The organism is Herbiconiux sp. FW305-C-125, from assembly GCF_058783455.1.
In genome coordinates, this window is record NZ_JBYSYO010000005.1 from 51359 (window position 1) to 73253 (window position 21895).

General features: G+C 71.6%; 18 protein-coding genes. 7 read left to right on the plus strand and 11 right to left on the minus strand.

The genetic code is table 11. The features are described 5' to 3' along the window. Positions 1-47 precede the first annotated feature (47 nt). Complete coding sequence (locus tag AC3WLB_RS13770) at positions 48-3116, minus strand: DUF2207 domain-containing protein (protein WP_492506870.1); 3069 nt, start codon at positions 3114-3116, stop codon at positions 48-50. Positions 3117-3238: 122 nt separating this feature from the next. Here AC3WLB_RS13770 and AC3WLB_RS13775 point away from each other — a divergent pair, with 122 nt between their 5' ends. After that, on the plus strand, positions 3239-3850 hold the full coding sequence (locus AC3WLB_RS13775; protein ID WP_492506872.1) for a PadR family transcriptional regulator: 612 nt from the start codon (positions 3239-3241) through the stop codon (positions 3848-3850). Between the two features lie 53 nt (positions 3851-3903). Then, on the plus strand, positions 3904-5604 hold the full coding sequence (locus AC3WLB_RS13780) for an ABC1 kinase family protein (RefSeq protein ID WP_492507287.1): 1701 nt from the start codon (positions 3904-3906) through the stop codon (positions 5602-5604). 7 nt (positions 5605-5611) lie between these two features. On the opposite strand, the gene AC3WLB_RS13785 is transcribed toward AC3WLB_RS13780, so the two are convergent. The 6 genes from AC3WLB_RS13785 to AC3WLB_RS13810 all read right to left on the minus strand — a co-directional run bounded on the left by AC3WLB_RS13785 (position 5612) and on the right by AC3WLB_RS13810 (position 13127). Beyond that, entirely contained in the window at positions 5612-7384 is a 1773-nt protein-coding gene (locus tag AC3WLB_RS13785) for an ABC transporter ATP-binding protein (protein WP_492506874.1), read from the minus strand. Beyond that, the gene (locus AC3WLB_RS13790) at positions 7381-9069 is read right to left on the minus strand and encodes an ABC transporter transmembrane domain-containing protein (protein WP_492506876.1); all 1689 of its coding nucleotides are present in this window, start codon (positions 9067-9069) and stop codon (positions 7381-7383) included. The genes AC3WLB_RS13785 and AC3WLB_RS13790 overlap by 4 nt, the downstream gene beginning before the upstream one ends. Further along, entirely contained in the window at positions 9066-9959 is an 894-nt protein-coding gene (locus AC3WLB_RS13795) for an ABC transporter ATP-binding protein (protein ID WP_492506878.1), read from the minus strand. Before AC3WLB_RS13795 ends, AC3WLB_RS13790 begins: the two co-directional genes overlap by 4 nt. Beyond that, positions 9956-11005, minus strand: a complete 1050-nt coding sequence (locus AC3WLB_RS13800) for a FecCD family ABC transporter permease (protein ID WP_492506880.1) — start codon at positions 11003-11005, stop codon at positions 9956-9958. The genes AC3WLB_RS13795 and AC3WLB_RS13800 overlap by 4 nt, the downstream gene beginning before the upstream one ends. Then, entirely contained in the window at positions 11002-11979 is a 978-nt protein-coding gene (locus tag AC3WLB_RS13805) for a FecCD family ABC transporter permease (protein ID WP_492506882.1), read from the minus strand. Before AC3WLB_RS13805 ends, AC3WLB_RS13800 begins: the two co-directional genes overlap by 4 nt. A 104-nt stretch (positions 11980-12083) precedes the next feature. Next, a complete protein-coding gene (locus tag AC3WLB_RS13810; RefSeq protein ID WP_492506883.1) occupies positions 12084-13127 on the minus strand; it encodes an ABC transporter substrate-binding protein in 1044 nt (347 codons plus the stop codon). Positions 13128-13241: 114 nt separating this feature from the next. On the opposite strand from AC3WLB_RS13810, the gene AC3WLB_RS13815 reads away from it, so the two are divergent. Next, positions 13242-14060 carry a helix-turn-helix domain-containing protein gene (locus AC3WLB_RS13815; RefSeq protein ID WP_492506885.1) on the plus strand — a complete coding sequence of 273 codons (819 nt, stop codon included), beginning with the start codon at positions 13242-13244 and terminating at the stop codon, positions 14058-14060. A 3-nt stretch (positions 14061-14063) separates the two neighbouring features. Here AC3WLB_RS13815 and AC3WLB_RS13820 read toward each other — a convergent pair whose 3' ends face one another. Continuing rightward, entirely contained in the window at positions 14064-14288 is a 225-nt protein-coding gene (locus AC3WLB_RS13820; RefSeq protein WP_492506887.1) for a hypothetical protein, read from the minus strand. Positions 14289-14479: 191 nt separating this feature from the next. Between AC3WLB_RS13820 and AC3WLB_RS13825 the strand changes: the two genes are divergently transcribed. From AC3WLB_RS13825 to AC3WLB_RS13835, 3 genes are all read left to right on the plus strand, one after another. Then, complete coding sequence (locus AC3WLB_RS13825; RefSeq protein WP_492506889.1) at positions 14480-15211, plus strand: NYN domain-containing protein; 732 nt, start codon at positions 14480-14482, stop codon at positions 15209-15211. A gap of 157 nt (positions 15212-15368) precedes the next feature. Further along, positions 15369-17024 (plus strand): ABC-F family ATP-binding cassette domain-containing protein, encoded by a 1656-nt coding sequence (locus tag AC3WLB_RS13830; RefSeq protein WP_492506891.1) that lies wholly within the window; start codon positions 15369-15371, stop codon positions 17022-17024. A 68-nt stretch (positions 17025-17092) separates the two neighbouring features. Next, a complete protein-coding gene (locus tag AC3WLB_RS13835; RefSeq protein WP_492506893.1) occupies positions 17093-18025 on the plus strand; it encodes an ETEC_3214 domain-containing protein in 933 nt (310 codons plus the stop codon). An 18-nt stretch (positions 18026-18043) separates the two neighbouring features. On the opposite strand, the gene AC3WLB_RS13840 is transcribed toward AC3WLB_RS13835, so the two are convergent. The 3 genes from AC3WLB_RS13840 to AC3WLB_RS13850 form a co-directional block, all read right to left on the minus strand. Beyond that, positions 18044-18295: a hypothetical protein gene (locus tag AC3WLB_RS13840; protein ID WP_492506895.1), complete on the minus strand. Its 252-nt coding sequence runs from the start codon at positions 18293-18295 to the stop codon at positions 18044-18046. Positions 18296-18587: 292 nt separating this feature from the next. Further along, positions 18588-19190, minus strand: coding sequence for a helix-turn-helix domain-containing protein (locus AC3WLB_RS13845; RefSeq protein WP_492506897.1), 603 nt, complete (start codon positions 19188-19190; stop codon positions 18588-18590). A 282-nt stretch (positions 19191-19472) separates the two neighbouring features. After that, positions 19473-20627, minus strand: a complete 1155-nt coding sequence (locus tag AC3WLB_RS13850; RefSeq protein WP_492506899.1) for a DUF5005 domain-containing protein — start codon at positions 20625-20627, stop codon at positions 19473-19475. A 178-nt stretch (positions 20628-20805) separates the two neighbouring features. Here AC3WLB_RS13850 and AC3WLB_RS13855 point away from each other — a divergent pair, with 178 nt between their 5' ends. Next, positions 20806-21819, plus strand: coding sequence for a LacI family DNA-binding transcriptional regulator (locus tag AC3WLB_RS13855; protein WP_022895686.1), 1014 nt, complete (start codon positions 20806-20808; stop codon positions 21817-21819). Positions 21820-21895: the final 76 nt, after the last annotated feature.

Below are 21895 nucleotides of genomic sequence, written 5' to 3' on the forward strand. Positions count from 1 at the left end.
ACGGCCCGATGGGCGGCCTGCCGCGGGCGTCGCGCAGCGGTCAGCGGTCAGCGGGTGTTGAGGCGGGCCTTGGCGGGGCGACGGCGGAGGGTGAAGACGTAGCAGAGGGCGGCGCCGACGAGGGCGGCCAGGGCCGAGAGGCCGAGGGGCGGGAACTCGGGCCAGTCGTCGGGCATGTCGGAGGTGGCCCAGACGAAGAGCCATACGGTCGAGACTGCTGTCGACGTGCCGAGCCACCAGACCACGTCGCGCAGCAACCCGGGCGGCGCGCGGCGTGAGCGCCGGCGACCGGCCGCGACCGCGCTGAGCACGCCGATGCCGAGCGCGAGCACACCGAGCGCCACCACGAGCGCGAGCGGGAACGCGTCGCGGATGCGCTGCACCGTCAGTGCCCCGGCATCGGGCCCCACGAACGTCCCCGCCGGGAAGTCGAGCATCGCGCCCACGTCGTCGACGGTCAGCTCGAACGGATAGCCGGTGTCCTCCGCATCGCGGAGGTCGAGCGAGAAGGTCGTGGCGCCGTCAGCCGCGGTCTGGGACTCGGTGGTGCCGGAGTCGTCGGGCGGTGCGCTGCCGAACGGCACGACCGCATCCGTCCACTGCTGCACGGAGTCCGCCGCGGTGTCCAGCGTGATCCAGCCGGCCGCCCGTGACGCGTCCATCACCTCGTCGGGCACCGTGAGCGAGCTGCGCACCGAGTCGGGTGCCGGATCGTCGCGGAACGGGGGCGCGTCGTCCCACCCCTCGAGGAGGCTCACCCAGCGCAGCCGGTCGACCGTTCCGCCCGCCGACTCGCCGTCGCCCGCTGCGGCCGGCGCCGCCACGATCGGCGAATCCACCGTGTACGTGATCTCGAGGGCGTGCTCGCCGCTCAGCACCTGCCGGAACGCCGTCGTGAGCAGCACGGTGTCGCCCTCGCGCGTGGTGCCGTAGCGGGCATCCGCCCCGTCCAATCGCACCGAGACGACGTGCAGACCGAGCTCCTGGCCGTCGAGCCGCGTCGGCCATTGCCGCGCGAACTGCGGCACCTCGGCGCTCGACTCGGTGCCGAAATCGACCGTGATCTGCTCGGTCGCGGTGAGGGTCGCCCGCCGGGCCCCTTCGGCGGAGTCGACGTCGAGGGTCGCGGCCGAGTCGAACGCTGTGACCTTGTTCCAGTAGGTTCCCGGCAGATCGCCCGAGCTCGAGCTGTAGTCGGGCGAGCGTGGGTACGGGTTCGGCAGCACGGCAGCCGCCGTCACCGACGCCGCGAGCACGGCGACGGCGAGGATGCGCACCAGGATGCGCGGGGCGCTGAGGAAGTCGAGCGTGCGCCAGCCGCGCGCGGCCTGCGGGTCGCCGAGCGTCGTCTCAACGAGTGCCGCGACCTGCCGCCCGGCGGTGCGCGGGTCGACGGTGAGCACCGCGTAGGGCAGCAGCCGGTCGCCGATCGTCGCGCGATCGAGGAACGAGGTGCGGGCGACGAAGACCTCGACCCCCTGGAGGTGCTGCTTGACCAGCGCACCGGCCCGGGTGAGCGGCCTGGCCGAGAGGGCGATGCCGAGCACCACGAGGGAGATGGCCGACGAGAGCAGCACGAACACGGCCGGCCACCACACCACCGCGAGAGTGGCCTGGTGCGAGAGCTGGCGCACGAGCCCCCACTGCAGCAGGGTGAGAGCGAGGGGGGCGGCGATGAACAGGTCGCGCACGAACCCGGTGGGCACGCGGCGGAGCCCCTCGGCCAGCTGGGCATGGCGCTCGGGCGCCTGCCCGTAGGCGAGCAGTGCGCGCAGGCGGTCGCCGAGCCGGCCTGCGCGACGGGCGCTGCGCGCGACCGCCCGCAGCCGATCGGCCCGCGACGAGTCGGGCCGCACGGCGGCTCGGGCGGCGGCGCGGCGCCGGCCACGACGAGCCGTTCCGGGCTTGCCGCCGCGGGCATCCGGTGAATCCCCACCGCTGCCGCCACCGCCCACCGCGGCCAGCGCCGTCGCGAGCTCCAGCGCGAGCGGGGTGCGCAGCACCTGCGCGGCCATGCGCGCGGTCACGCCATCCGGTGGCTCCGACTGGGACACGAACCACGGCCGGCCGCGCTCGTCGCTCCAGGCCACCGCGCGCGCCGCGAACGCGAAGAGCAGCGTGAGCACGAGGAACGCCAGTGGCAGCACCGGCCCGAACGACTGCAGCAGGAACAGCGGTGTCGGCCCGGGCATCGTGAAGGTGCCGGGCTCGAACACCATGGTGAACCGGGCGGATGCGTGGGGCGGAATGTTCTGATCGTTCGTGAACGAGTACGTCACCTCGCCCGGCGGGCTGTCGGCCTCCGGCTCGAGCCACTCGCCGGCGGCGACGATGCTCCAGGCCAGCGAGCCGCGGGGCGCGCGGACGAGCTGGTCGTCGAGTTCGGTGGGCATCGTGATGGTGACGTCGAGCCCCGAGAACGCCTGCGGCCACGACGGGCCGAAGACGTCCCAGGCGAGCAGGTCGACCGCGCCGCCGCCGCCCCGCTCATCGGTCGTCGCGTAGGCCAGATCGTGCAGTCGGTAGCGGATGACGTACCGGTGGTCGCCCGTGACCGGCGCTGCCCGGGTGACGTCGCCGCCGTGGTCATCCGGGTCGCGTGACTGCAGCGTGAGGGTGAGCTGGTCGGAGCTCTCCGACGAGCTCACCACGACGGGCTCGCCGTCCATCGTCGCCTCGATGCCGGAGGGCGTCAGGGCGTGACCCTCGTACTGGGTCGGCAGCACCCGCACGATGCCGTACTCCTCGACGTCGTCGGGGAAGAAGGCGTCGATGGTCTCCACCACGTCGGCCTCGAGGTGGCCGTCGTCGGTGCGGGAGAGCGCGTAGTCGACGTCGAAGTCGCGGGCGATCCAGGTGTCGGTCGCGTGCGAGGCCGATTCGGTGATGTCGTCGAGGGTGAGCGGCGGGTTGATCACCGGGCCGAACAGCAGGATGCCTCCGGCCAGCGCCACGACCCCCCAGAACGCCAGCAGCGCCGCCCGCAGTCGTGGCCCGCCGTGCGAACGCAGCCACGCCTCGAGCGCGAGGAGCCACCGGGACAGGAGCGCCCAGAGGGGAGTGGGTTGCGGCCGCGGGTCGGGGATGCGCGTCTCATCGATGCCGTCCCCCGTCACCGTCCCGATCTTACGTGGGGCGCCCTTCCTGCGCATTCGCTGCAACCTCGGCGAACGTCCGCCGCAGCGGGTCACGGAGGCATATCGTTGAGTATCGTTCGCGGTGCACAGAGGAGGACATCATGGGTGGTTCGAACACGGCCGGCGGCTTCGGCGGCTTCGGCAACAGCTTCGGCAACGGCGGCGGCTTCGGTTCCGGCGGCGCGGGTCGCGGCGAGGGCATCTGGCAGGCGATGGAGGAGTTCCGGGCCCGGTTCGAGAAGAAGGTCGGTACCCGCATGGGCCGCGGCGACGTGCGCGCAGCGGTGCTCGCGCTGCTGGCCGAGAAGCCGATGCACGGCTACCAGATCATCCACGAGATCGAGGAGCGCTCGGGCGGCAGCTGGAAGCCGAGCCCCGGCTCGGTCTACCCGACCCTTCAGCTGCTCGCCGACGAGGGTCTCATCTCGGCCGAGGAGTCGAACGGGCGCAAGACCTACGCGCTCACCGACGCGGGCCGCGCCGAGGCGGCGAGTGCCAGCACGTCGGCCCCGTGGGCGTCGGCGTCCGGCTCCGACGGTGCGGGCGGTGGGCGCGGTGACCGCGACTTCGGCGCGCTGCCCAAGGCCGGCTTCGAACTCGCCCAGGCAGCGGCGCAGGTGGGCCGCACCGGCACGCCCGAGCAGGTCAAGCAGGCCGTGGCCGAGCTCGAGGATGCGCGGCGGCGCCTCTACTCGATCCTCGCGCAGGACTGACGCGGGTGACCTCGGCGCTCCCCGCGCAACCGGACGCCCGCGCCCGCCCGGCCGTGGGCACGACCGCCGCCACCCGTGCGCGGTACCGGCGCATCCTGCGCTTCGCCGGCTGGAACCTCGCGGTGACCTGGTGGTACGAACTGGTGCTGCCGCGCATCGGCCTGACCCGCATCGCCGAGCGCACCCGGGCCAGACGGATGCAGCGCTTCGCGCGCCGGTTCCACGTGCTCGCCGTCGAGCTGGGCGGCCTCATGATCAAGGTCGGGCAGTTCATGTCCTCGCGCCTGGACGTGCTGCCGCCGGAGATCACCAAGGAGCTCGAGGGCCTGCAGGACGAGGTCCCGCCGGTGCCGTTCGCCGAGATCCGGGCGCTCGCCGAAGCCGAGCTCGGCATGCCGCTCGCCCGAGCGTTCAGTTGGATCGACGAGAACGCGCTCGCCGCAGCCTCGCTCGGCCAGGCGCACCGGGCCCGGCTGGCACCGCTCGACGCGCTCGACACGGGTCTCAGCGGCGTCGTCATCAAGGTGCAACGACCGGGCATCGACGCGATCGTCGACGTCGATCTGGCCGCGCTGCGCCGGGTGGGCCGCTGGCTCAGCCATGTGCGGATCGTGTCGTCGCGGGTGGATGCCCCGGCGCTCGTCGAGGAGTTCGCGCTGACCAGCCTCGAGGAGATCGACTACCTGCACGAGGCCGCCAGCTCGGTGCGCTTCGCCGAGGAATTCGCGGGCGACGACCGCGTCGCCGTGCCCGAGGTCGTGTGGGAGCGCACGACCCGGCGCGTGCTCACCCTGCAGGACGTCACGGCCATCAAGATCACCGACGCTGTGGCCCTCCGCGCCGCCGGCATCGACCCGGCCGAGGTTGCGCCGGTGTTCGCCGCCGTGATGTTCGACCAGCTGTTCACGAACGGCTTCTTCCACGCCGACCCGCACCCGGGCAACATCTTCGTCACGCCCGTGCCGCAGGGCGGCGACGGGGCCGCGGATGCGGCGGGTGGCCCCGCCTGGCGCCTCACCTTCATCGACTTCGGCATGATGGGCACCGTTCCGCCCACCACTCGGAGCGGGCTGCGCAAGATGCTCATCGCCGCCGCGTCGCGCGACGGGAAGGGACTCGTGGCCGCGGCCCAGGAGATCGGTGTGCTGCTGCCGAGCGCCGAGACGAGCGAGCTGGAGCGCGCCCTGACCCAGTTGTTCGCCCGCTTCGGCGGCATGGGCTTCGCCGAGCTGCGCGAGGTCGACCCGCGCGAGTTCCGGGACTTCGGGGAACAGTTCGGGCACGTGGTGCGCTCGCTGCCGTTCCAGCTGCCCGAGAACTTCCTGCTGATCATCCGGGCGATGTCGCTCACCTCGGGGGTCTGCAGCGCGCTCGATCCCACCTTCAACCTGTGGAACTCCGTCGAGCCGTACGCCCAGCAGCTCATCCGCGAGGAGCGCGGCAACCTGGTGCAGGACCTCGGCAAGCAGGCCCTCGAGAACCTCGCGCTGGTCTGGTCGCTGCCGAAGCGGGTGGACGCGCTGATGTCCCGCATCGACGACGGCACCGTGGCGACCCGCAACCCCGAACTCGAGCGCCGGATCGTCTCGCTCGAGCGAGTGGGCCGGCGCGTGGTGTCGGCGGTGCTGTTCGCGGCGCTTCTCGTGGCGGGCGCGGTGGTGCGGGCCGACGACACGGTGTTCGGCACGGTGCTCATCGTGGTGTCGGTGCTGCCCCTCCTGCATGCCCTGTTCGCGGGACGTCGCGCGCGCTGACGCCCCCTCAGCGCTCGCGACGCCACGCCGCCCAGAGGTCGGCGTAGCGCGGATTCGTGGCGACGAGCACGGCGTGCGGGGCGGTTTGCTCGATGCGGCCGCGATCCATCAGCACGACGCGGTCGGCGGCAGCGGCCTGACTGAGGCGGTGGGCGATCACCAGGGCGGTGCGCCCGCGGGTGACCTCCGTGGCGGCGCGGTCGAGTAGGTCGGCATCGAGCGAGCCGGACTCGGCGGTGGCCTCGTCGAGGATGACCAGGGCCGGCCGGGCCAGCAGCACCCGTGCCAGCGCGAGCTGTTGCGCCTCGGCGGGGGTGAGTGAGGTGCCGGCCGCGCCGAGCGGCTCGTCGAGTCCGGCGGGGAGGCGTTCGAGCAGGCGGCGGGCGCCCACCTGGCCGAGGGCGGCCGCCAGTTCCTCGTCGGTGGCGCCCGGGGCCGCGAGCGTCAGGTTCTCGCGCAGGGCGACAGCGAAGACGTGCACCTCCTGGGTCACCAGCACGGCCCGCGAGGTGCGCTGCACCCGGCCGTCGACCGGCTCGTGCACCCCGGCGGCGAGGGCTGCGAGGGTGCTCTTTCCGGCACCGGACGCGCCGACGACGGCGACCGTCTCCCCGGGCGCCACGGCGAGGTCGATGTCCGTGAGCACCTCATGGCCGGCCGTGTACGAATGCGACACCCGCGAGAGACGGAGTGCCGCCGAAGCAGGGGCGGCAACGGATGCGGGACGCCCACCCGACGGCACGGGCGCCGCCGCTGTGATCACACCGACGACGCGGCCGAGCGAGGCCAGCGCCGATTGCAGCTCGTCGACCACGAACAGGAGCTGGTTGATCGGTGCGAACAGGCGCAGGAAGAGCAGCATCGCCGCGGTGGTGCCGCCGATGGTGCCGGAGCCGCCGGCCAGCAGGAGGAAGCCCACCACGAGCAACCCGCCCATGCCGAGGAACTCCGCCACGTTCAGCCGCGCGAAGAAGGTGTTCTGGATGCCGCGGGCCCGCATCGTCCACCGCACGACCGACCACGAGGCCGCCGCGATCCGCCCGAGGTGCTGCGGAGCCAGGCCGTAGGCACGCACCGTCTCGATGCCACGCAGTGAGTCGAGCAGGTGCTGTGCGCGCTCGGCGGCCGCGGCCCGCTCGGCCGCGTAGGTCGCAGGGGCGTGGCGGAGGTACCACCGCACCGCGAGCACGTGCACCGGCACCACGGCGACGAGAGCCAGCGCGTACCAGGGGTCGATCACCGCCATGCCCACGACGGTCACCGCGATCGTGAAGAGCGACCCCGCGATCGCCGGCACCACATTCGGGATGGCGTCGGACACCACGGCCACGTCGTCACCCGCCCGCGACACGAGGTCGCCGGTGCCGGCGCGCTCGATGCGCGACTGCGGCAGGCGGAACGTGGATTCGACCATGCGTTCGCGGAGGTCGGCGAGCATCCGCTCGATGAGGCCTGCCGCCGCCACCACCCCGATCGTGGTCAGTACCGTGCCCACCGCGATTGCGGCCGCCATCACGGCACCGAGTCGCCACACGAGCGTGACGTCGCCCGTGCCGAGCCCGGCCGTGACCGCATCCACGATCTCCCCGAGCGCCAGGGGCGACACGATGCCGGCGGTCGCCGCAGCGATCAGCACCAGCACGAGCGGCACGAGCTGCCACCACCGTCGGCCGAGCGCACGCGCGCTCTCCCGCAGCACCGCCCGACCGCCCGCCACCGGCAGACGGTCCGCGGATGCTGCGGGCGAGGGCGGAGTGGGCGAGGATGCGGTCGTCGTCATGCGGAGAGCTCCGTCGTCGAACCGTCGGGGCCGGGTCGCACGATGCGGTCGGCGATCGACAGGAGGGCCGGGGAATGGGTGACGATGACGGTGGCTCCCGCGCCGCGCGCCGCGCGCAGGCGGTCGGCGATGGCCGCCTCCGTCACCGCGTCCACCGCCGTCGTCGGGTCGTGCAGCACGAGCAGAGGTATGTCCTGCGCCAGCGCCCGGGCGAGCGCCACGCGCTGGCGCTGACCGCCCGAGAGTGCGGAGCCGCTCTCGCCGACCGCGCTGTCGTAGCCGTGCGGAAGCGACTCGGCCAGCTCCTCGCATCCGGCCGCCCGCAAGGCCACCGTGACGCGCGCCGGCGCGACCCCGGGCAGTGCGACGTTCTGCAGCACCGATCCGGCGAACAGGTGCGCGGCGTGCGGAGCGACGAGGGCCGTCGGATGCGCGTGGCGGAGTTCTGCGATCACGACCCCGGCCGAGGCGTCATCGGCCGCGATCGCGACGATCTCGCCGGGAGCGAGCGCGCCGACGGTCGTCACCGGTGACGTTTCGCGCACCCGGGACGTTTCGCGAGGATCCCCCGCGTCGCCGGGGCGCTCGGGCAGCCCGGCCTGCGTCGGAGCGGCGGAGGGGCGCGCTTCGTCGCGCAGCAGCTCGAGCAGGCGCGCCGAGGAGGCCGTCGCGGACGCCCACCAGCTGCCCGCCTCGCGCGCCGCGTTCTGCAGGGGGTCGATCAGGAACTGCGTGAGGCCGATCACCGTGATGAGTTCGCCGAGGCCGAACGCTCCCGCGAGCGCCATGAGCCCGGCCGCCACCGCGATGGCGGTGAGGAAGAGACCGGTCACGAGATCCATGGCGCCACCGAAGGTTCCCTCCGCGCGCCGGGCGTGGACGGTTCGGGAGAGCGCCGTCCGGCTGGCCATGCGGTACCGGCGAGCCGCCTCCGCCTCTGCTTCTGCGCCGATTCCGCGGATCACGCGGTACCCGGCCATCAGGTCGGCCGCCTGACCCGCCGCGGCCGCCGCAGCCTCCTGCTCGTCGCCGCTGCGCCGGCGCAGCCCCCGCCCGGCCAGGTCGGTGAGCCCGAGCAGCAGGGGCGCTCCGAGCAGCACCGCCAACCCCAGCGGCCACGAGATCGACAGCAGCACCGCGCCACCGAAGACCACCGCCGCGAGCTGTCCCACCGGATACACGCCGATCTCGACGGCCGCAGACAACCGGTTGACGTCGGAGGTCGCGAGGGAGAGGGCCGTGCCGGGCTGGTCGGCCGCGCGGCGTCGCGCGCTGCCCGGGCGCAGCAGCAGGTGCTCGGCCACGAGTGTGCGCAGCCGGTGCTGCACGGCGAGCATCCCGAGTTCGGCGATGCGGGCGCCGAAGCGCCAGGAGAACGACAGGACGGCGAAGTCGGCGGCGAGCACGACGAGCCAGAACACCAGCTGACCGAGGTCGCCGGTGGCGACCGCCCGCTCGATCGCGATGCCCATCAGCACCGGAACGAGGGCCTCGCCGATCTGGTGAACGACGACCAGAGCGGCGGCCGGCACGGTGAATCGTGGCGCGCCCGCGAGCACACGCAGCGTGAAGCGGGCGGGCGACGGGTCGTCGTCCAGGCGCAGGATGCGCGTGCGGATCGGTTCGGGTGGTGCCTGCAGCAGCATCCGCGGCTCACGACGGGCACGGCCGGGGCGCCCTGTCACGCGTCACCGCTCAGTGCGCCCACCCGCCGGAGGGATGCGGGACGGGAGCCGCCCGGGCGGCCCGCACGCCCGGGGCGCTCGCGGCCGATCGGGGTCACCGACGGCGTGCCCGTCACCGGGTCGGGCATCACGACGCAGCGCAGCCCGAACACCTCCTCCACCAGCTCCGCCGTCACGATCGAGGCGGGCGCGCCCTCGGCCACCACCGCGCCATCCTTCATCGCGATCAGGTGCGTGCCATAGCGCGCCGCCTGGTTGAGGTCGTGCAGCACCGCCACCACGGTGGTGCCCTGCTCGTGCAGATCGGTGAACAGCTCCATCAGCTCGATCTGGTGCGCGATGTCGAGGAAGGTCGTGGGCTCGTCCAGCAGCATCAGCGGCGTCTGCTGCGCGAGCACCATCGCCACCCACACCCGTTGCCGCTGCCCGCCCGACAGCTCGTCGACCAACCGGCCCGACAGCGCGGTCACGCCGGTCGCCGCCATCGCCGCCGTCACGGCATCCTCGTCGGCCGGCGACCACTGCCGCAGGAATCCCTGGTGCGGATGCCGTCCCCGCGCCACCAGGTCGGCCACCGTGATCCCGTCCGGCGCCAGCGAGGTCTGCGGCAACAGCCCGAGCACCCGCGCCACCTCCTTCGCCTTGTACTCCGCGATCGACTTGCCGTCGAGCACCACCTGCCCGGCCGCGGGCGCGATCAGCCGCGACAGGGCACGGAGCAGCGTGGACTTGCCGCAGGCGTTCGGTCCGACGATCACGGTGAACGAGCCATCCGGAACGGCGACCGACAGGTCGTTCGAGATGACCCGCTTGTCGTAGCCGATGCGGATGCCGTCCGCCCGCAGCCGAGCACCGGCAGCGGTTCGCAGCGCGGGGGAGAGTGCGGTCATGAGCGCCTCCGGGCTTCGTGGATGAGGAGCCAGACGAGGTAGACCCCGCCCACGACGACGGTCACCACCCCCACCGGCAGCGACCCGGGCAGCGCGTGCTGGGCCAGGATGTCGGATGCCGCGAGCACGAACGCGCCGAGGAAGGCCGCCGGCACGAGCGCGATCCCGGCCGTGCGCGTGATGCGCCGGGCGATCTGCGGCGCCGCCAGCGCCACGAACGCGATCGGCCCGGCCGCCGCGGTGACGACCGCCGTCAGCACGACGGCGCAGATCACGAGCCCGAGTCGTGCGGGCTCCACCCGGGAACCGAGCGACCGCGCCGCGTCGTCGCCGAGTTCGAGCTGCCGCATCGAGCCCGAGAGCGCGCAGAGTGCCAGGAAGGCGATCAGGATGAGCGCCGCGGCCGGCAGGAACTGCGCCCAGCCCACGAGGTTCAGCGACCCGGCACCCCAGATCGCCGCGGTCATCGCCACCTCGAGCTTCGCGCGCAGCACGAGGTAGACGGCGAGTGCTTCGAGCATCGCCGAGACCCCGATGCCCACCACGATCAGCCGGAACCCCTGCACTCCGCGCCGGTAGGCCAGCAGATACACCAGCGCGGCCGCCGCGAGACCGCCGAGGATCGCCCCGCCCGCGACCGGCAGGGTTCCGCCGCCCGCTCCGAACAGGATGATCACCACCAGCCCGCCCGCGTACGACCCCGCCGAGAGGCCGATGATGTCGGGGCTCGCCAGTGGGTTGCGGGTCAGCGACTGGAAGATCGCGCCCGAGACGCCGAGCGCGGCCCCGAACACCACGGCGCCGAGCACGCGCGGCAGCCGCCACTGCAGCACGACGGTCTCGGTGATGCCGCTCTGCTGCCCGAGGAACGCCGACACCACCTCCGGCACCGACAGCGGCAGGTCGCCGAGGCAGAGGGCGAGCACGGCGACGCCCAGCGTCAGTACGGCGAGCGCGACGCAGCTGAGCACGGTGCGCATCCGGAACCGGAGCGAGAACGGGCCGCCGCGCCAGACGACGGTGCGCATCCCGAAGTCGACGCTCACAGGGTCCTCGCCTTCGCGCGGCGCACGAGCACGATCAGCATGGGCGCGCCCACGAATGCTGTCACGACCCCCACCGGTACCTCGCTCGGCCACAGGATGACGCGGCCGATCACATCCGACACCAGCAGGATGGTCGGAGCGATCACGACGGAGTAGGGGAGGATCCAGCGTTGGTCGGGGCCGACGATCCAGCGCGCGAGGTGCGGGACCATGAGACCCACGAACGCGATCGGGCCGGCGATCGCCGTCGCTGCTCCGGCGAGCAGGGTGATCGCCAGCACCGACAGCACCCGGGTACGCAGGAGGTGCGTGCCGAGGGAGGAGGCGAGGTCGTCGCCGAGCCCCATTGCGTTGAGCGAGCGGGCGCACAACAGCGCGATCGCCACGCCCACCACCACGAACGGCAGGGCGGGCAGGATGACGTCGAACCCGCGCTCGACGAACGAGCCGGCGTTCCAGCTGCGGAGTTTGGCGAAGGTCACGGGGTCGAGCAGGGTCAGCGCCGTGGTGATGCCCGTGAACACCGCCGCCAGCGCGACGCCGGCGAGGGTCAGCCGCACCGGATCAGGCCCGCCGCGGCCGGCCGAGCCCACCAGGTAGACCAGCACGGTCACGACGAACGCGCCGGCGAACGCGAACGGCAGGTACTGCACGGGGCTGCCCGCCCCGAGCACGACGCCGATCGCCACGAACAGGCCGGCGCCGGCGTCGACGCCGAGGATGCCCGGGTCGCCGAGCGGATTGCGGGTGAGTGCCTGGATGACCGCACCCGCCACGCCGAGCCCCACCCCCACCACGAGTCCCGCGACGGTGCGCGGCACGCGCAGGTCGACCACGACCTGGTCGGCGGTCGTGTTGCTGTAGGCGGTGAGCGCGTGCCAGAGCTCCTCCGGCGAGAGGTGGTTCGAGCCGACCAGGATGCTGAGGAGCACCGCGGCGATCAGCGCGACGACCGCGAAGCTGAGCCCGAGCATCCGGCGCCGGTTCGCCGAACCGGGGGAGCGGCTGGGTGTCTCCCGGTTCGGCGGTGGCGCGGCGGGCTGCGGATGCGCCGGCCGCGCGGTCGTGCTGCTCAGGGTCAGCCCTCGATGCTCTGCGGCGCCTGGCCGTTCACGGCGTCGACGAGCCGGGGCACGAGCTTCTCGAGCACGTACTTCTGGCTGAGCGGGGTGAGGAAGTAGATCGCCCCGGAGAGAGTCGGGTCGGTGAACACGGCGTGCCCGCCGGTCACGGCCTTCAGGCTCGAGGTGGTGCCGAAGTCGAGCAGCTCCTGCACGCCCTCGGGCGACTCGGTGGCGAACACGATCACGTCGGCGTCGATGAGGCCCATGTTCTCGGGCGAGATCTGCGCCTGCTGACCTTCCTCGGCCGCGTACTTCTCGAGGCCCGGGGTCATGGTGAAGCCGAGGTCGGTGAGGAAGTCGGTGTTCAGGCCGTCGGGGTACACCCACATGTTGCCGTCATACGGCGTGCCCTGCGAGAAGCTGGCGGTGAGGCCGGCGAACTCCGGATGCGCGGCGGCGGCCTCGGCGTAGGCGTCCTCGACACCCGTGATGAGCTCCTCGCCCTCGGCGGAGCGGCCCACCGCGGCGGCGACCTGGCGGGTCTGGTCCTGCCAGCTGGAGAAGTAGAGGCCGGAACCCTCGATGCCCGCGACGGTCGGGGCGATCTCGGCGAGTTTGGCGTAGCTCTCCTCGGTGAGGCCGGCGTTGGTGCCGATGATGAGGTCGGGCTTCAGCGACGCGATCTTCTCGTACTCGAAGCCGTCGGTCTGGTCGAGCACGGTCGGCTCGGCGTCGCCGAGGAGGCCCTGCGCCCACGGCCAGACCGCGAAGGGCTGCTCGCCGTACCACTCGGTGGTGGCGATCGGCGTCACGCCGAGCTCGAGCAGGATGTCCTGCTCGGTCAGGCCAGCCACGACGATCCGCTGCGGTTCGGCGGGGATCGTGGTCTCGCCGAACTGGTGCTCGATGGTCACCGGAAAGCTGTCGGAAGGTTCGGTGGTGTAGTCCGGGTTGTGCTCGGCGGCCTCGCTCGTGCTGCTGCAGCCGGCCAGGGCGGCGCCGGTCAGGGCGAGCGCGGCGGCGGTGGCGAGGAGGCGGCGGGGGAGAGTGCTGTTCATGGGTCCTCAGATGGTCGGGGCCGGCTGGCGCGGAGGTCGAGGACAGGTTAGCCTTGCCTAACTCCGCGCGCCATCCTCGCGAGCGGACCCCGATGCCGAAGGAGCGACATCCGGATGTCTCTTGCCGACGATTCGCGGACCGATTCTGGGCCTGTTGCGGGCCTGGATGCCGCTGAAGCGACATCCGAGAATTTCGCCGCTTCGCGCTCCCGCGTCGACTCCGGGACGGGTTTCGAGCTGCACGCGCACCAGGAGGACCAGCTCGCCTGGATGAGTTCGGGGTCGATGGAACTGGCGGTCGAGGGCGAGCGCTGGCACCTGCGGCAAGAGCACTTCGCGTGGATTCCGGGTGGGATGCTGCACGAGATGACTTTCGAGGAGCCGGGGGAGCTGGTGAGCGTCTACGCCGATCCGGGGCTGCGGCCGCGCGGGAACTGGGATCGGCCGCGCACCCTGCAGGCCGACGAGCTCGCGGCCGCGCTGCTGCTCCACCTGGTCGACGGGTCGCCGTCGCCGCTGCGCCGAAGCCGGTGCCGGCTGCTGCTGGCCGATCTCCTCGCCGAGGCGCCGGCACACCACGACGCGGTGGCCCTGCCGCGGGACCCGCGGGCGCGGGCGATCGCGGCCCGGCTGCTCGAACAGCCGGACGACCCACGCCCCCTCGCCGAATGGGCCGGCGCGCACGGCGTGAGCACGAAGACGATCGCGCGCGCGTTCGTGGCCGACACGGGGAGCACCTTCCGGGAGTGGCGGGTGCGGGCGCGGCTGCACGCCGCGGCCGGGATGCTCGCCCGCGGCCAGGCGGTGCAGACCGTGGCGCGCGCCGTCGGCTACGAGTCCGTGAGCAGCTTCATCGCCGCCTTCAAGCTCCGCTTCGGCACCACCCCCGCCCACTACGCCGCCGCCGCCACCCGCCCCGCCCGATCGGCCTGACTACTACTCTGCGCGCAGCACGGCGTGATCGTCCGTGGTCCAGAGCTGATTTCGGTTGTCCGCGAAGCTCACGCGGGTGACGCTCCACTTCGCCGTGACGGCGAGCGGCCGCAGCGGCCCGGAACTCTCGCCGGCGTCGACGGGATACTCCCACCGCCCACCACTCGGATGCAGCCGAACGAAGAGATCCCCCGGTGGCAGGACGCGCAGCCGGATCGGCGCTGCCACGGGTCTGTCATCGATCCGCGCCTCCATCTCGACGTCGTGGAACGTGGACCCGGAGGTATTGAGCACGCGAATGCCCCAGCCTCCGTCTCGTGGTGACCCACGCCGGCGGAAGGCCGAGCCAGGCAGGTAAGTTATCCACACACCCTCCCTAGGAAGCTGAATATTGCTCAGTCCAGGACTATCTTCGTGGGGTGATCGTGGGCGTGTACATCGATGGGTTCAACCTCTACTACGGCGCGCGCGGGCTGTGCGGGCGCTCGAGCGCGGGATGGCGGTGGCTCGACTTGCGGGCGCTGGGCGAGCGTCTTGTGGCGGGCCACTCGGGGTGGGGAGAGGTGAGCGGGATGCGGATTGTGTACTGCACCGCACGGATCAGCGGCGCCGGGAACGCGAGCGGGCAGCAGGATCAGGACGTGTACCTGCGGGCGCTGCGGGTGGCCCGGTCGGTGGACCAGATCGCGCTCGGGAACTACGTGTCCCGGGTGTCGACGGCTCCGCTCGCGACGGCCGACTCGCGCGGGCGGCCGGTCATCCATCGACCGGGGTGGCCGATCATGGTGCAGGACGGTGCTGGGGTGCCGCAGCCGGATGCGCGGTACATGGCGTCGAGCGCTCGGCGTGAGGAGAAGGGGAGTGACGTCAACGTCGCATCGCACCTGCTGATCGACGTGCTGGAGGGGCGGGTGGATGCCGTGGTCGTGGTGAGCAACGACAGCGATCTGGAGTTCCCGATCCGGCAAGCGCGGAACCGGGTGCCGGTCGGCCTGGTGAACCCGACGAAGGGGTTTCCGGCAGGGCGTCTCAACGGTGATACGAGTGACGGAGTCGGTCAGCACTGGTGGCATCAGCTCACCCCCGCAGAGGTCATGCTGTCGCAGCTTCCGGTGCGAATCGGGAAGCTGGTACGTCCTGCAGGATGGTGACGATAGAAAGTGATCATTCGTCGAGGACTGTGCTACAGTATCCGAATACCGCTCGGTCCCTCTGGGGCCGAGTTTTCTTTTACCGGCGGCGGGTTGGCCGACGGCGGCTTGGCGGGCGGTGGTTCGAGGCGGGCGCCGGGTGCGAGAGCATTGTGGGATGACCGCAACGCTCGTCGCCAAAGGGGTGGCCGGAGGCCACGACCACCGCACGCTCTTCAGCGGGCTCGACCTCGTGGTCGCGCCCGGCGACGTCGTGGGCGTGGTGGGGGCGAACGGGGCGGGCAAGTCGACGCTGCTGCGCATCCTCGCCGGCATCGACGCGCCCCTGGAGGGGAGTGTCGACCTCGCCCCTGCCGACGCGTTCGTCGGCTGGTTGCCGCAGGAGCACGAGCGCGTGGCCGGGGAGACAGTGGCCGAGTACGTGGGCCGACGCACCGGCACCACCGCGGCGACGGAGGAGATGGATGCGGCTGCCGCGGCGCTCGCGGAGACCGAGCCCCGCGCATCCGGAGCCCCCGACCCCGCCGATCTGTACTCGGCCGCGCTCGAGCGCTGGCTGGCGAGCGGTGCCGCCGACCTCGACGAGCGCCTGCCCGCCGTGCTCGCCGAACTGGGCCTCGGTGTCGCATCCGATGCCCTGATGACCAGCCTCTCGGGCGGTCAGGCCGCCCGCGTCGGGCTCGCCGCGCTGCTGCTCTCGCGCTTCGACGTGGTGCTGCTCGACGAACCCACCAACGACCTCGACCTCGACGGGCTCGAACGCTTGGAGGGGTTCATCCGGGGGCTTCGGGGCGGCGTGGTGCTCGTCAGCCACGACCGTGAGTTCCTGGCCCGCAGCGTCACTCGCGTGCTCGAACTCGACCTGGCGCAGGGCACGAACCGGGTCTACGGCGGCGGGTACGACGCCTTCCTCGAGGAGCGCGCGACGGCGAAACGCCACGCCCGGGAGGAGTACGAGGAGTTCGCCGACAAGAAGGCCGACCTCGTCGCGCGAGCACGCACGCAGCGCGAATGGTCGAGTCAGGGTGTGCGCAACGCGATGAAGAAGGCGCCGGACAACGACAAGATCCGCCGCAAGGCCTCCGTCGAGTCGAGCGAGAAGCAGGCGCAGAAGGTGCGGCAGATGGAGAGCCGTATCGCGCGGCTCGACGAGGTGGAGGAGCCGCGCAAGGAATGGCAGCTGCAGTTCACCATCGGCTCGGCGCCGCGGTCGTCGTCGGTGGTGTCGACGCTGTCCTCGGTGGTCGTCGTGCAGGGCGACTTCACGCTCGGCCCGGTGACGCTGCAGGTGGATGCGGGCGACCGCATCGGCATCACCGGACCCAACGGCGCCGGCAAGTCGACCCTGCTGCGGGCGCTGCTGGGGCGGGTCGCGCCGTCGTCGGGGCAGGCGTCGCTCGGCGCATCCGTCGCCATCGGCGAGATCGACCAGGCCCGCGCTGTGCTCGCAGGACGGGCGTCGCTGGCGGATGCGTTCGAAGCGCAGGTGCCGGACTGGCCGGTCGCCGAGGTGCGCACCCTGCTGGCCAAGTTCGGGCTGAAGGCCGACCACGTCGGCCGCCCGGTCGACGAGCTGTCGCCCGGCGAGCGCACCCGGGCCGGGCTCGCCCTGCTGCAGGCGCGCGGCGTCAACCTGCTCGTGCTCGACGAGCCCACGAACCACCTCGACCTGCCCGCGATCGAGCAGCTCGAGCAGGCCCTCGAGTCGTACACCGGCACGCTCCTGCTCGTGACGCACGACCGGCGGATGCTGTCGACGGTGTCGCTCAACCGCCACTGGCGCGTGGAGAACGGCCGCGTGACCGAGACCTGACGTGCGGTGAACCGCATAGTTGCCTCGGGGGAGCGCGCGATGTCGGAGGATGCTGCGATCATCGGGTCATGAACGCGACCCGGCCCCCGTCGCTCGTGCCCGGTCGGCCGGTGCCGCCTCAGCCGGCCCCGCCTCAGCCGGCCCCACCTCAGCCGGCGCTGTCGCCGCCCGTGCGCTGGTTCCTGGCGGGCGGCAAGGCGATCACCTGGTGCGCCGGGTTGCTCGCGGCCATCAGCGCGCTCGTGCTCTTCGTGCCGAACGCGGTGAACACCGTCTTCTGGCGCCCCGTGGAGTACGGACTGTTGGAGCGTATCCACGCGGGCGATTCCAGCGATTTCGTCACGAGCCTGCTCGGTCAGCCGGCACTCGTGCAGGCGTTCGCCGGAACGGGGCTCACCCAGGCGACCTACCTGCGGCGCGATCACGTGGTGATGACCGTGGCCGACGAAGCCGGGCGCGTCGTGCTCTACTCGGTGCTGTCCTGCGACCCCGCGTTCGCGCCCACCTTCACGACGCCCATCCGCAGCACGGTGCAGCTGCAGGCGCGCCCACTCGCCGAGGCGGAGTCGGCCTTCGACGGCGGAGCGCGCGCGGAACTGAACGACCGCGCAGCGTTCGCCCTGCCGCCGATCAGTGTGTCGAGCGTCGACCAGCTCGTGGAGGTCGGCATCCAGTCGGGCAGCAATGTCGCGCGGGCGCAGTCGTGGTTCGTCGGCATCAACGGGGCGTGCGCCGACACCGCTGTGCTCGCCGCTGATCTCCCGACGACCACGACGGAACCGACGGATGCGGCGGTCGCCGCCCTCCGCACCTCGACGGCCGCGAACTTCTACGCCGAGACGGCGACCGGCGTCACAGCGAGCCTGCAGCCTGACGGCGAGATCGCGCTCGGCCCGTACACGAGCGTGCCGCTCGCCACGCCGCTCGGCCTCTACGTCACGCCCTACGTCTTCAACCTGCCGATCGATCGCCTCGACCGCTCCGCCACCCGCACCTTCTGACTGCCCGTCGCGGTCTGCTCAGCGAGCTGCGAGGCGCAGCATCTCTTGCGCTTGCAGCAGAACGCTCGCGCGGTCGTCCGTGAGTGTGAAACCGTCCTCACCGAAGACATCGAATGTGAGATCGACGATCTCCTGCGGATCGGTGATCTCGAGATGCCGGATCAGCATCACGATGTCGGCATGATCCTTCGCGCGGCCCGCTGCCATCTTCATCGCCAGGAGGAATCGCGGCGAGGCGAGCCGCACGTGCATGCCGCCGAGCTCGATCACCTGGGCATCCGTGTCGTCATGCTCGAGGCTCATGAACGAGAAGGCGCTCTGGTTGATCCAATGCTCCGGCAGATTCTTCTCGAGGCCATCGCCGCCGCCTCCTCGCGCACGACGTCGAACGGCTGGAAGAGGCCGTCGACATCCTCGGTCGCTCGGCGGGAGCCCAGACCGATGGCCATGGCTGTGCCGCCGATGATGTACGCATCGACGGATGCGCCTCGACGCTCGAGTCGGTCACCCAGTTCCGTGAGCAGGGCGCTGATTTCGTCTGGGCTGAGGAGACGCGGAGCTGTCACCGCGTCATCAGGTCCTTCTCGCGCATCAGGATTCGTCGTGAGAGGAAGGCCGGTTCGGAGGAGCGCCTGACGAATTCGACATACTCGGGCGAGTACTCGTCGAAACCGCTCGGAATCCACTCGTCGTCGAGCGGCGGCTTGCGGGTCCACCGAGGCGCTTCGACACCGCGCCGTGATGCTTCCCAGGCGACCGCCGTGGCCAACAGCGTGTCCCACCGCTGATCGCTCAGCGTCGCGGGCTTCTTCAGGAAGTCAGCGATCTCGTTGTCATTCTCCGCCTGACGGAAGTGGTCGATCGCCTGGATCGTGAGGCGCAGGGCGGCATCCGGGTCCCCGGTTGCGAGTTCGTGATCGATCGCTCGGGCTGCCGACCTGGCGCTGAGGAGGTTGCGTGCAGCCATCGTGCTCGGAGTGGACACGACGCTGAGCCGTTCGCCCATGACGTCCAGCGCGCGTCGGAGGGAGGCGACCTTGATCGTGCCGGCACGCTCGGATTGCTCGAGTTGGGACACGGCGCCCGCAGTCACCGCGAGTCGAGCCGCCAGGTCGTAGATCGACAGTCCCAGCCGGGTGCGAGCGTCACGAATCAGGTCGGTCACGCTGCCTCCTCTGTATAGGTATAACTATACTCCATGGCGATGGCGTGACGAGTAGACTAGACGCCTTCGAGGCGCCTGCGACTCCAGCTGCGAATTCCCGATCGTCAGCGAGGGCGTGCCAGTGGGGCTCGGCGACTACGGCATCCACGTCGGCGACGCTCCCCGCCCGGCCTACGCGTTCGACGAGTGCCAACTCCGTAGCGGCCCCGCCTCTCCCTCGACTGAACTCGCGTCCTCCGGGCACCACCCCCGCAGCCGAAGACGCGGTGTGCGACGGTCGGGCTACGGGGCGCAGGGGCCGAGGGTGGCCGTGACGTCGATGTAGCGGGGGCGGTAGTTGGCGACGTCGGCGTAGACGTCGGCGGTGTCGAAGCTGTTCACGTTGTAGGTGATCGTGATGGTGCGGCCGTGCGTGAACTGCGGATGCGCCTTCGCGTTGTACGTGAACACGTTGCCGCCGGTCTCGGGGGTCGTGTAGAGCAGGGTCTTGTGGCCGAACGGGCCCTTCGGCGAGAGCGCGGCGTAGCCGACGATCTTCGCGCTCAGTGCCTCGGTGGCGTCGCCCGTCACGAGCAGGTACGCGCCGTGCACCTTCTGCACGCTGAACTCGTTCGAGACGCCCTCGAGCACGCGCGTCGATGCGGTGGGATCGGCGACCCAGGAGCTGCCCGCGAGGTAACGCCAGGCCGACGGATCGGTCAGCTGGCCCGACGGCACCCGCGCGAGGTGTGCCCACTTCTGCGACTGCTGGTCCTCGACGCCGTAGACGTAGGTGTACCCGCCGTCCTCGAGGATCGCCGAACCCCAGTGGATGCCCGACTCCGGCAACTCCGTCGTTCCGGTGAGCGTCATGGTCGCCAGGTCGAACGACGCGATCGCGCTGCCCGCGAACGCGAAATCGAACACACCCGTCCCCGTCTTCTCGAACTCGAGCAGCAGCACCCGCAACGACCCGCCCTCGACCGTGGCGTCGCCGAACCAGTACCAGTTCTGCGCCTCGTCGCCGCCGGGCACGGTCACGAGGGAGGCCGGCGCATCCGTCGTTCCGCCCGTGTAGGTGGTGAGGGCGCCGTCGTCCTCGACGATGATCGAGTTGTGCACGAAGGGGGAGTCGGCCGGGCGTGAGTGGTCGGGGTTGACCTCGCCGAGGAAGGTGTCGGAGTAGATCCACGCGGTGCGGCCGTCGGGGAGCGGCACGCTGTACGAGGAGTCGGCGCCGGTCCAGCGGCCGGCCGTGTCGCCGTAGTCGTTGAAGAGCGTGGTCAGCTCGGTGTTCGTCGTGGCGGTGGGCTGGATGCAGGGGAGGGCCGGATGCCCGGACACCGCGCTCGCCGCGCCCGCCGCCACCGGGGCGCCCGTCGCGGCCAGGGCGAGCGCCGTCACCGCCGCCGCCATCGTCGTGAACCCGATCCGTCGACCTCGTCGTCGCATGCTCATCAGCGGGAAATCCTCTCGCGATCGGCAGACACCGCGGCCTCGACAGCTCAGTCTGCGCCTGTTAACGTTATCAAGCCGGAACGGTAGCACCTACCGCGACATCGCGCCAGTGTTCACCCGACCCGACGGCACGCAGGTTGTACCGTGGATCAGCGGCCTGCTCTCGAAGGGATGACACGTGAAGCGCTCCGAATCGCGACCGCCCACGGTCAAGGAGGTCGCGGCCCGTGCGGGAGTGAGTCCGATGACGGTGTCGCGCACGCTCGGCGGGGGCCTGAACGTGCGGCCCGAGATCCAGCAGCGGGTGCTGGCGGCCGTCGAAGAGCTCGGCTACCGCCGCAACGAGAACGCCCGCAGCCTCCGGCCGGGCCAGCCGAGCGGGCTGATCGGTGTGGCCATCACGAACCTCGCCAACCCGTACTACGGCAACTTCGCGCTGGGTGTGGAGGAGATCGCGGCCGAGCACGGCCGGCGCATCCTGCTCGGCAACACCGGTGAGGCGATCGACCGGGAACGGCAGCTCGTCGCCGACTTCGTGGGCCGGCAGGTGGAGGGGCTCGTGCTCGTGCCCTCGGGCGGCGCCTACGACCACCTCAGCCGCGAGCGCCTCGGCGACGCGCCGCTCGTGCTGGCGTCGCGCCGGGTCGACGGTCTGCACGCCGATGTCGTGGTGCTCGACGACGTCGGCGGCGCCTACAACGGCACCATGAAGCTGCTGCGCGAGGGGCACACCCGCATCGCCTACCTCGGCAACGTGCTCTCGGTGATCACCGGGCAGCGACGGTTCGACGGGTTCCAGCGCGCGCTCGACGAGAAGGGTGTGGCCCTGGCTCCTGAGCTGATCCGGCGCAGTCAGCAGGATGTCGAATCGGCCCGCATCGCGACCGAAGAGCTCTTCGACCTCGCCGACCCGCCCACCGCGATCTTCTGTGCCAACAACCGCAACACGATCGGTGCGCTGCAGGAGATCGGGCGGCGTGCGGCCGCCGGGCGGAGCGAGTTCCCGAGCATCGTGAGCTTCGACGACTTCGAGCTCGCCGAGCTGATGCCGGTGCCGGTGACGGTGCTGCACCACGACGCGCGCGAGTTGGGGCGCGTGGCGGGGCGGTTGTTGTTCGAGCGGCTGGACGGCGACACCGGGCCTGCCCGCACCATCGAGTTGCCCGTGTCGCTGCGCGTCGCGCGCTCCTGAACGACGGCTCGCGGATGCCCGGGTTGCGGTGATGGTCGCGATGCGGTTATGGTAACGATACCAAGACGCGGGCGGG

What these genes read in the sequence shown, in the direction of transcription:
- AC3WLB_RS13775 (WP_492506872.1), top strand. Translation starts at nt 3,239, where the DNA reads ATGGGTGGTTCGAACACGGCCGGCGGCTTCGGCGGCTTCGGCAACAGC.
- AC3WLB_RS13785 (WP_492506874.1), bottom strand. Translation starts at nt 7,384, where the DNA reads ATGACGACGACCGCATCCTCGCCCACTCCGCCCTCGCCCGCAGCATCC.
- AC3WLB_RS13795 (WP_492506878.1), bottom strand. Translation starts at nt 9,959, where the DNA reads ATGACCGCACTCTCCCCCGCGCTGCGAACCGCTGCCGGTGCTCGGCTG.
- AC3WLB_RS13805 (WP_492506882.1), bottom strand. Translation starts at nt 11,979, where the DNA reads ATGCTCGGGCTCAGCTTCGCGGTCGTCGCGCTGATCGCCGCGGTGCTC.
- AC3WLB_RS13810 (WP_492506883.1), bottom strand. Translation starts at nt 13,127, where the DNA reads ATGAACAGCACTCTCCCCCGCCGCCTCCTCGCCACCGCCGCCGCGCTC.
- AC3WLB_RS13815 (WP_492506885.1), top strand. Translation starts at nt 13,242, where the DNA reads ATGTCTCTTGCCGACGATTCGCGGACCGATTCTGGGCCTGTTGCGGGC.
- AC3WLB_RS13830 (WP_492506891.1), top strand. Translation starts at nt 15,369, where the DNA reads ATGACCGCAACGCTCGTCGCCAAAGGGGTGGCCGGAGGCCACGACCAC.
- AC3WLB_RS13835 (WP_492506893.1), top strand. Translation starts at nt 17,093, where the DNA reads ATGAACGCGACCCGGCCCCCGTCGCTCGTGCCCGGTCGGCCGGTGCCG.
- AC3WLB_RS13850 (WP_492506899.1), bottom strand. Translation starts at nt 20,627, where the DNA reads ATGAGCATGCGACGACGAGGTCGACGGATCGGGTTCACGACGATGGCG.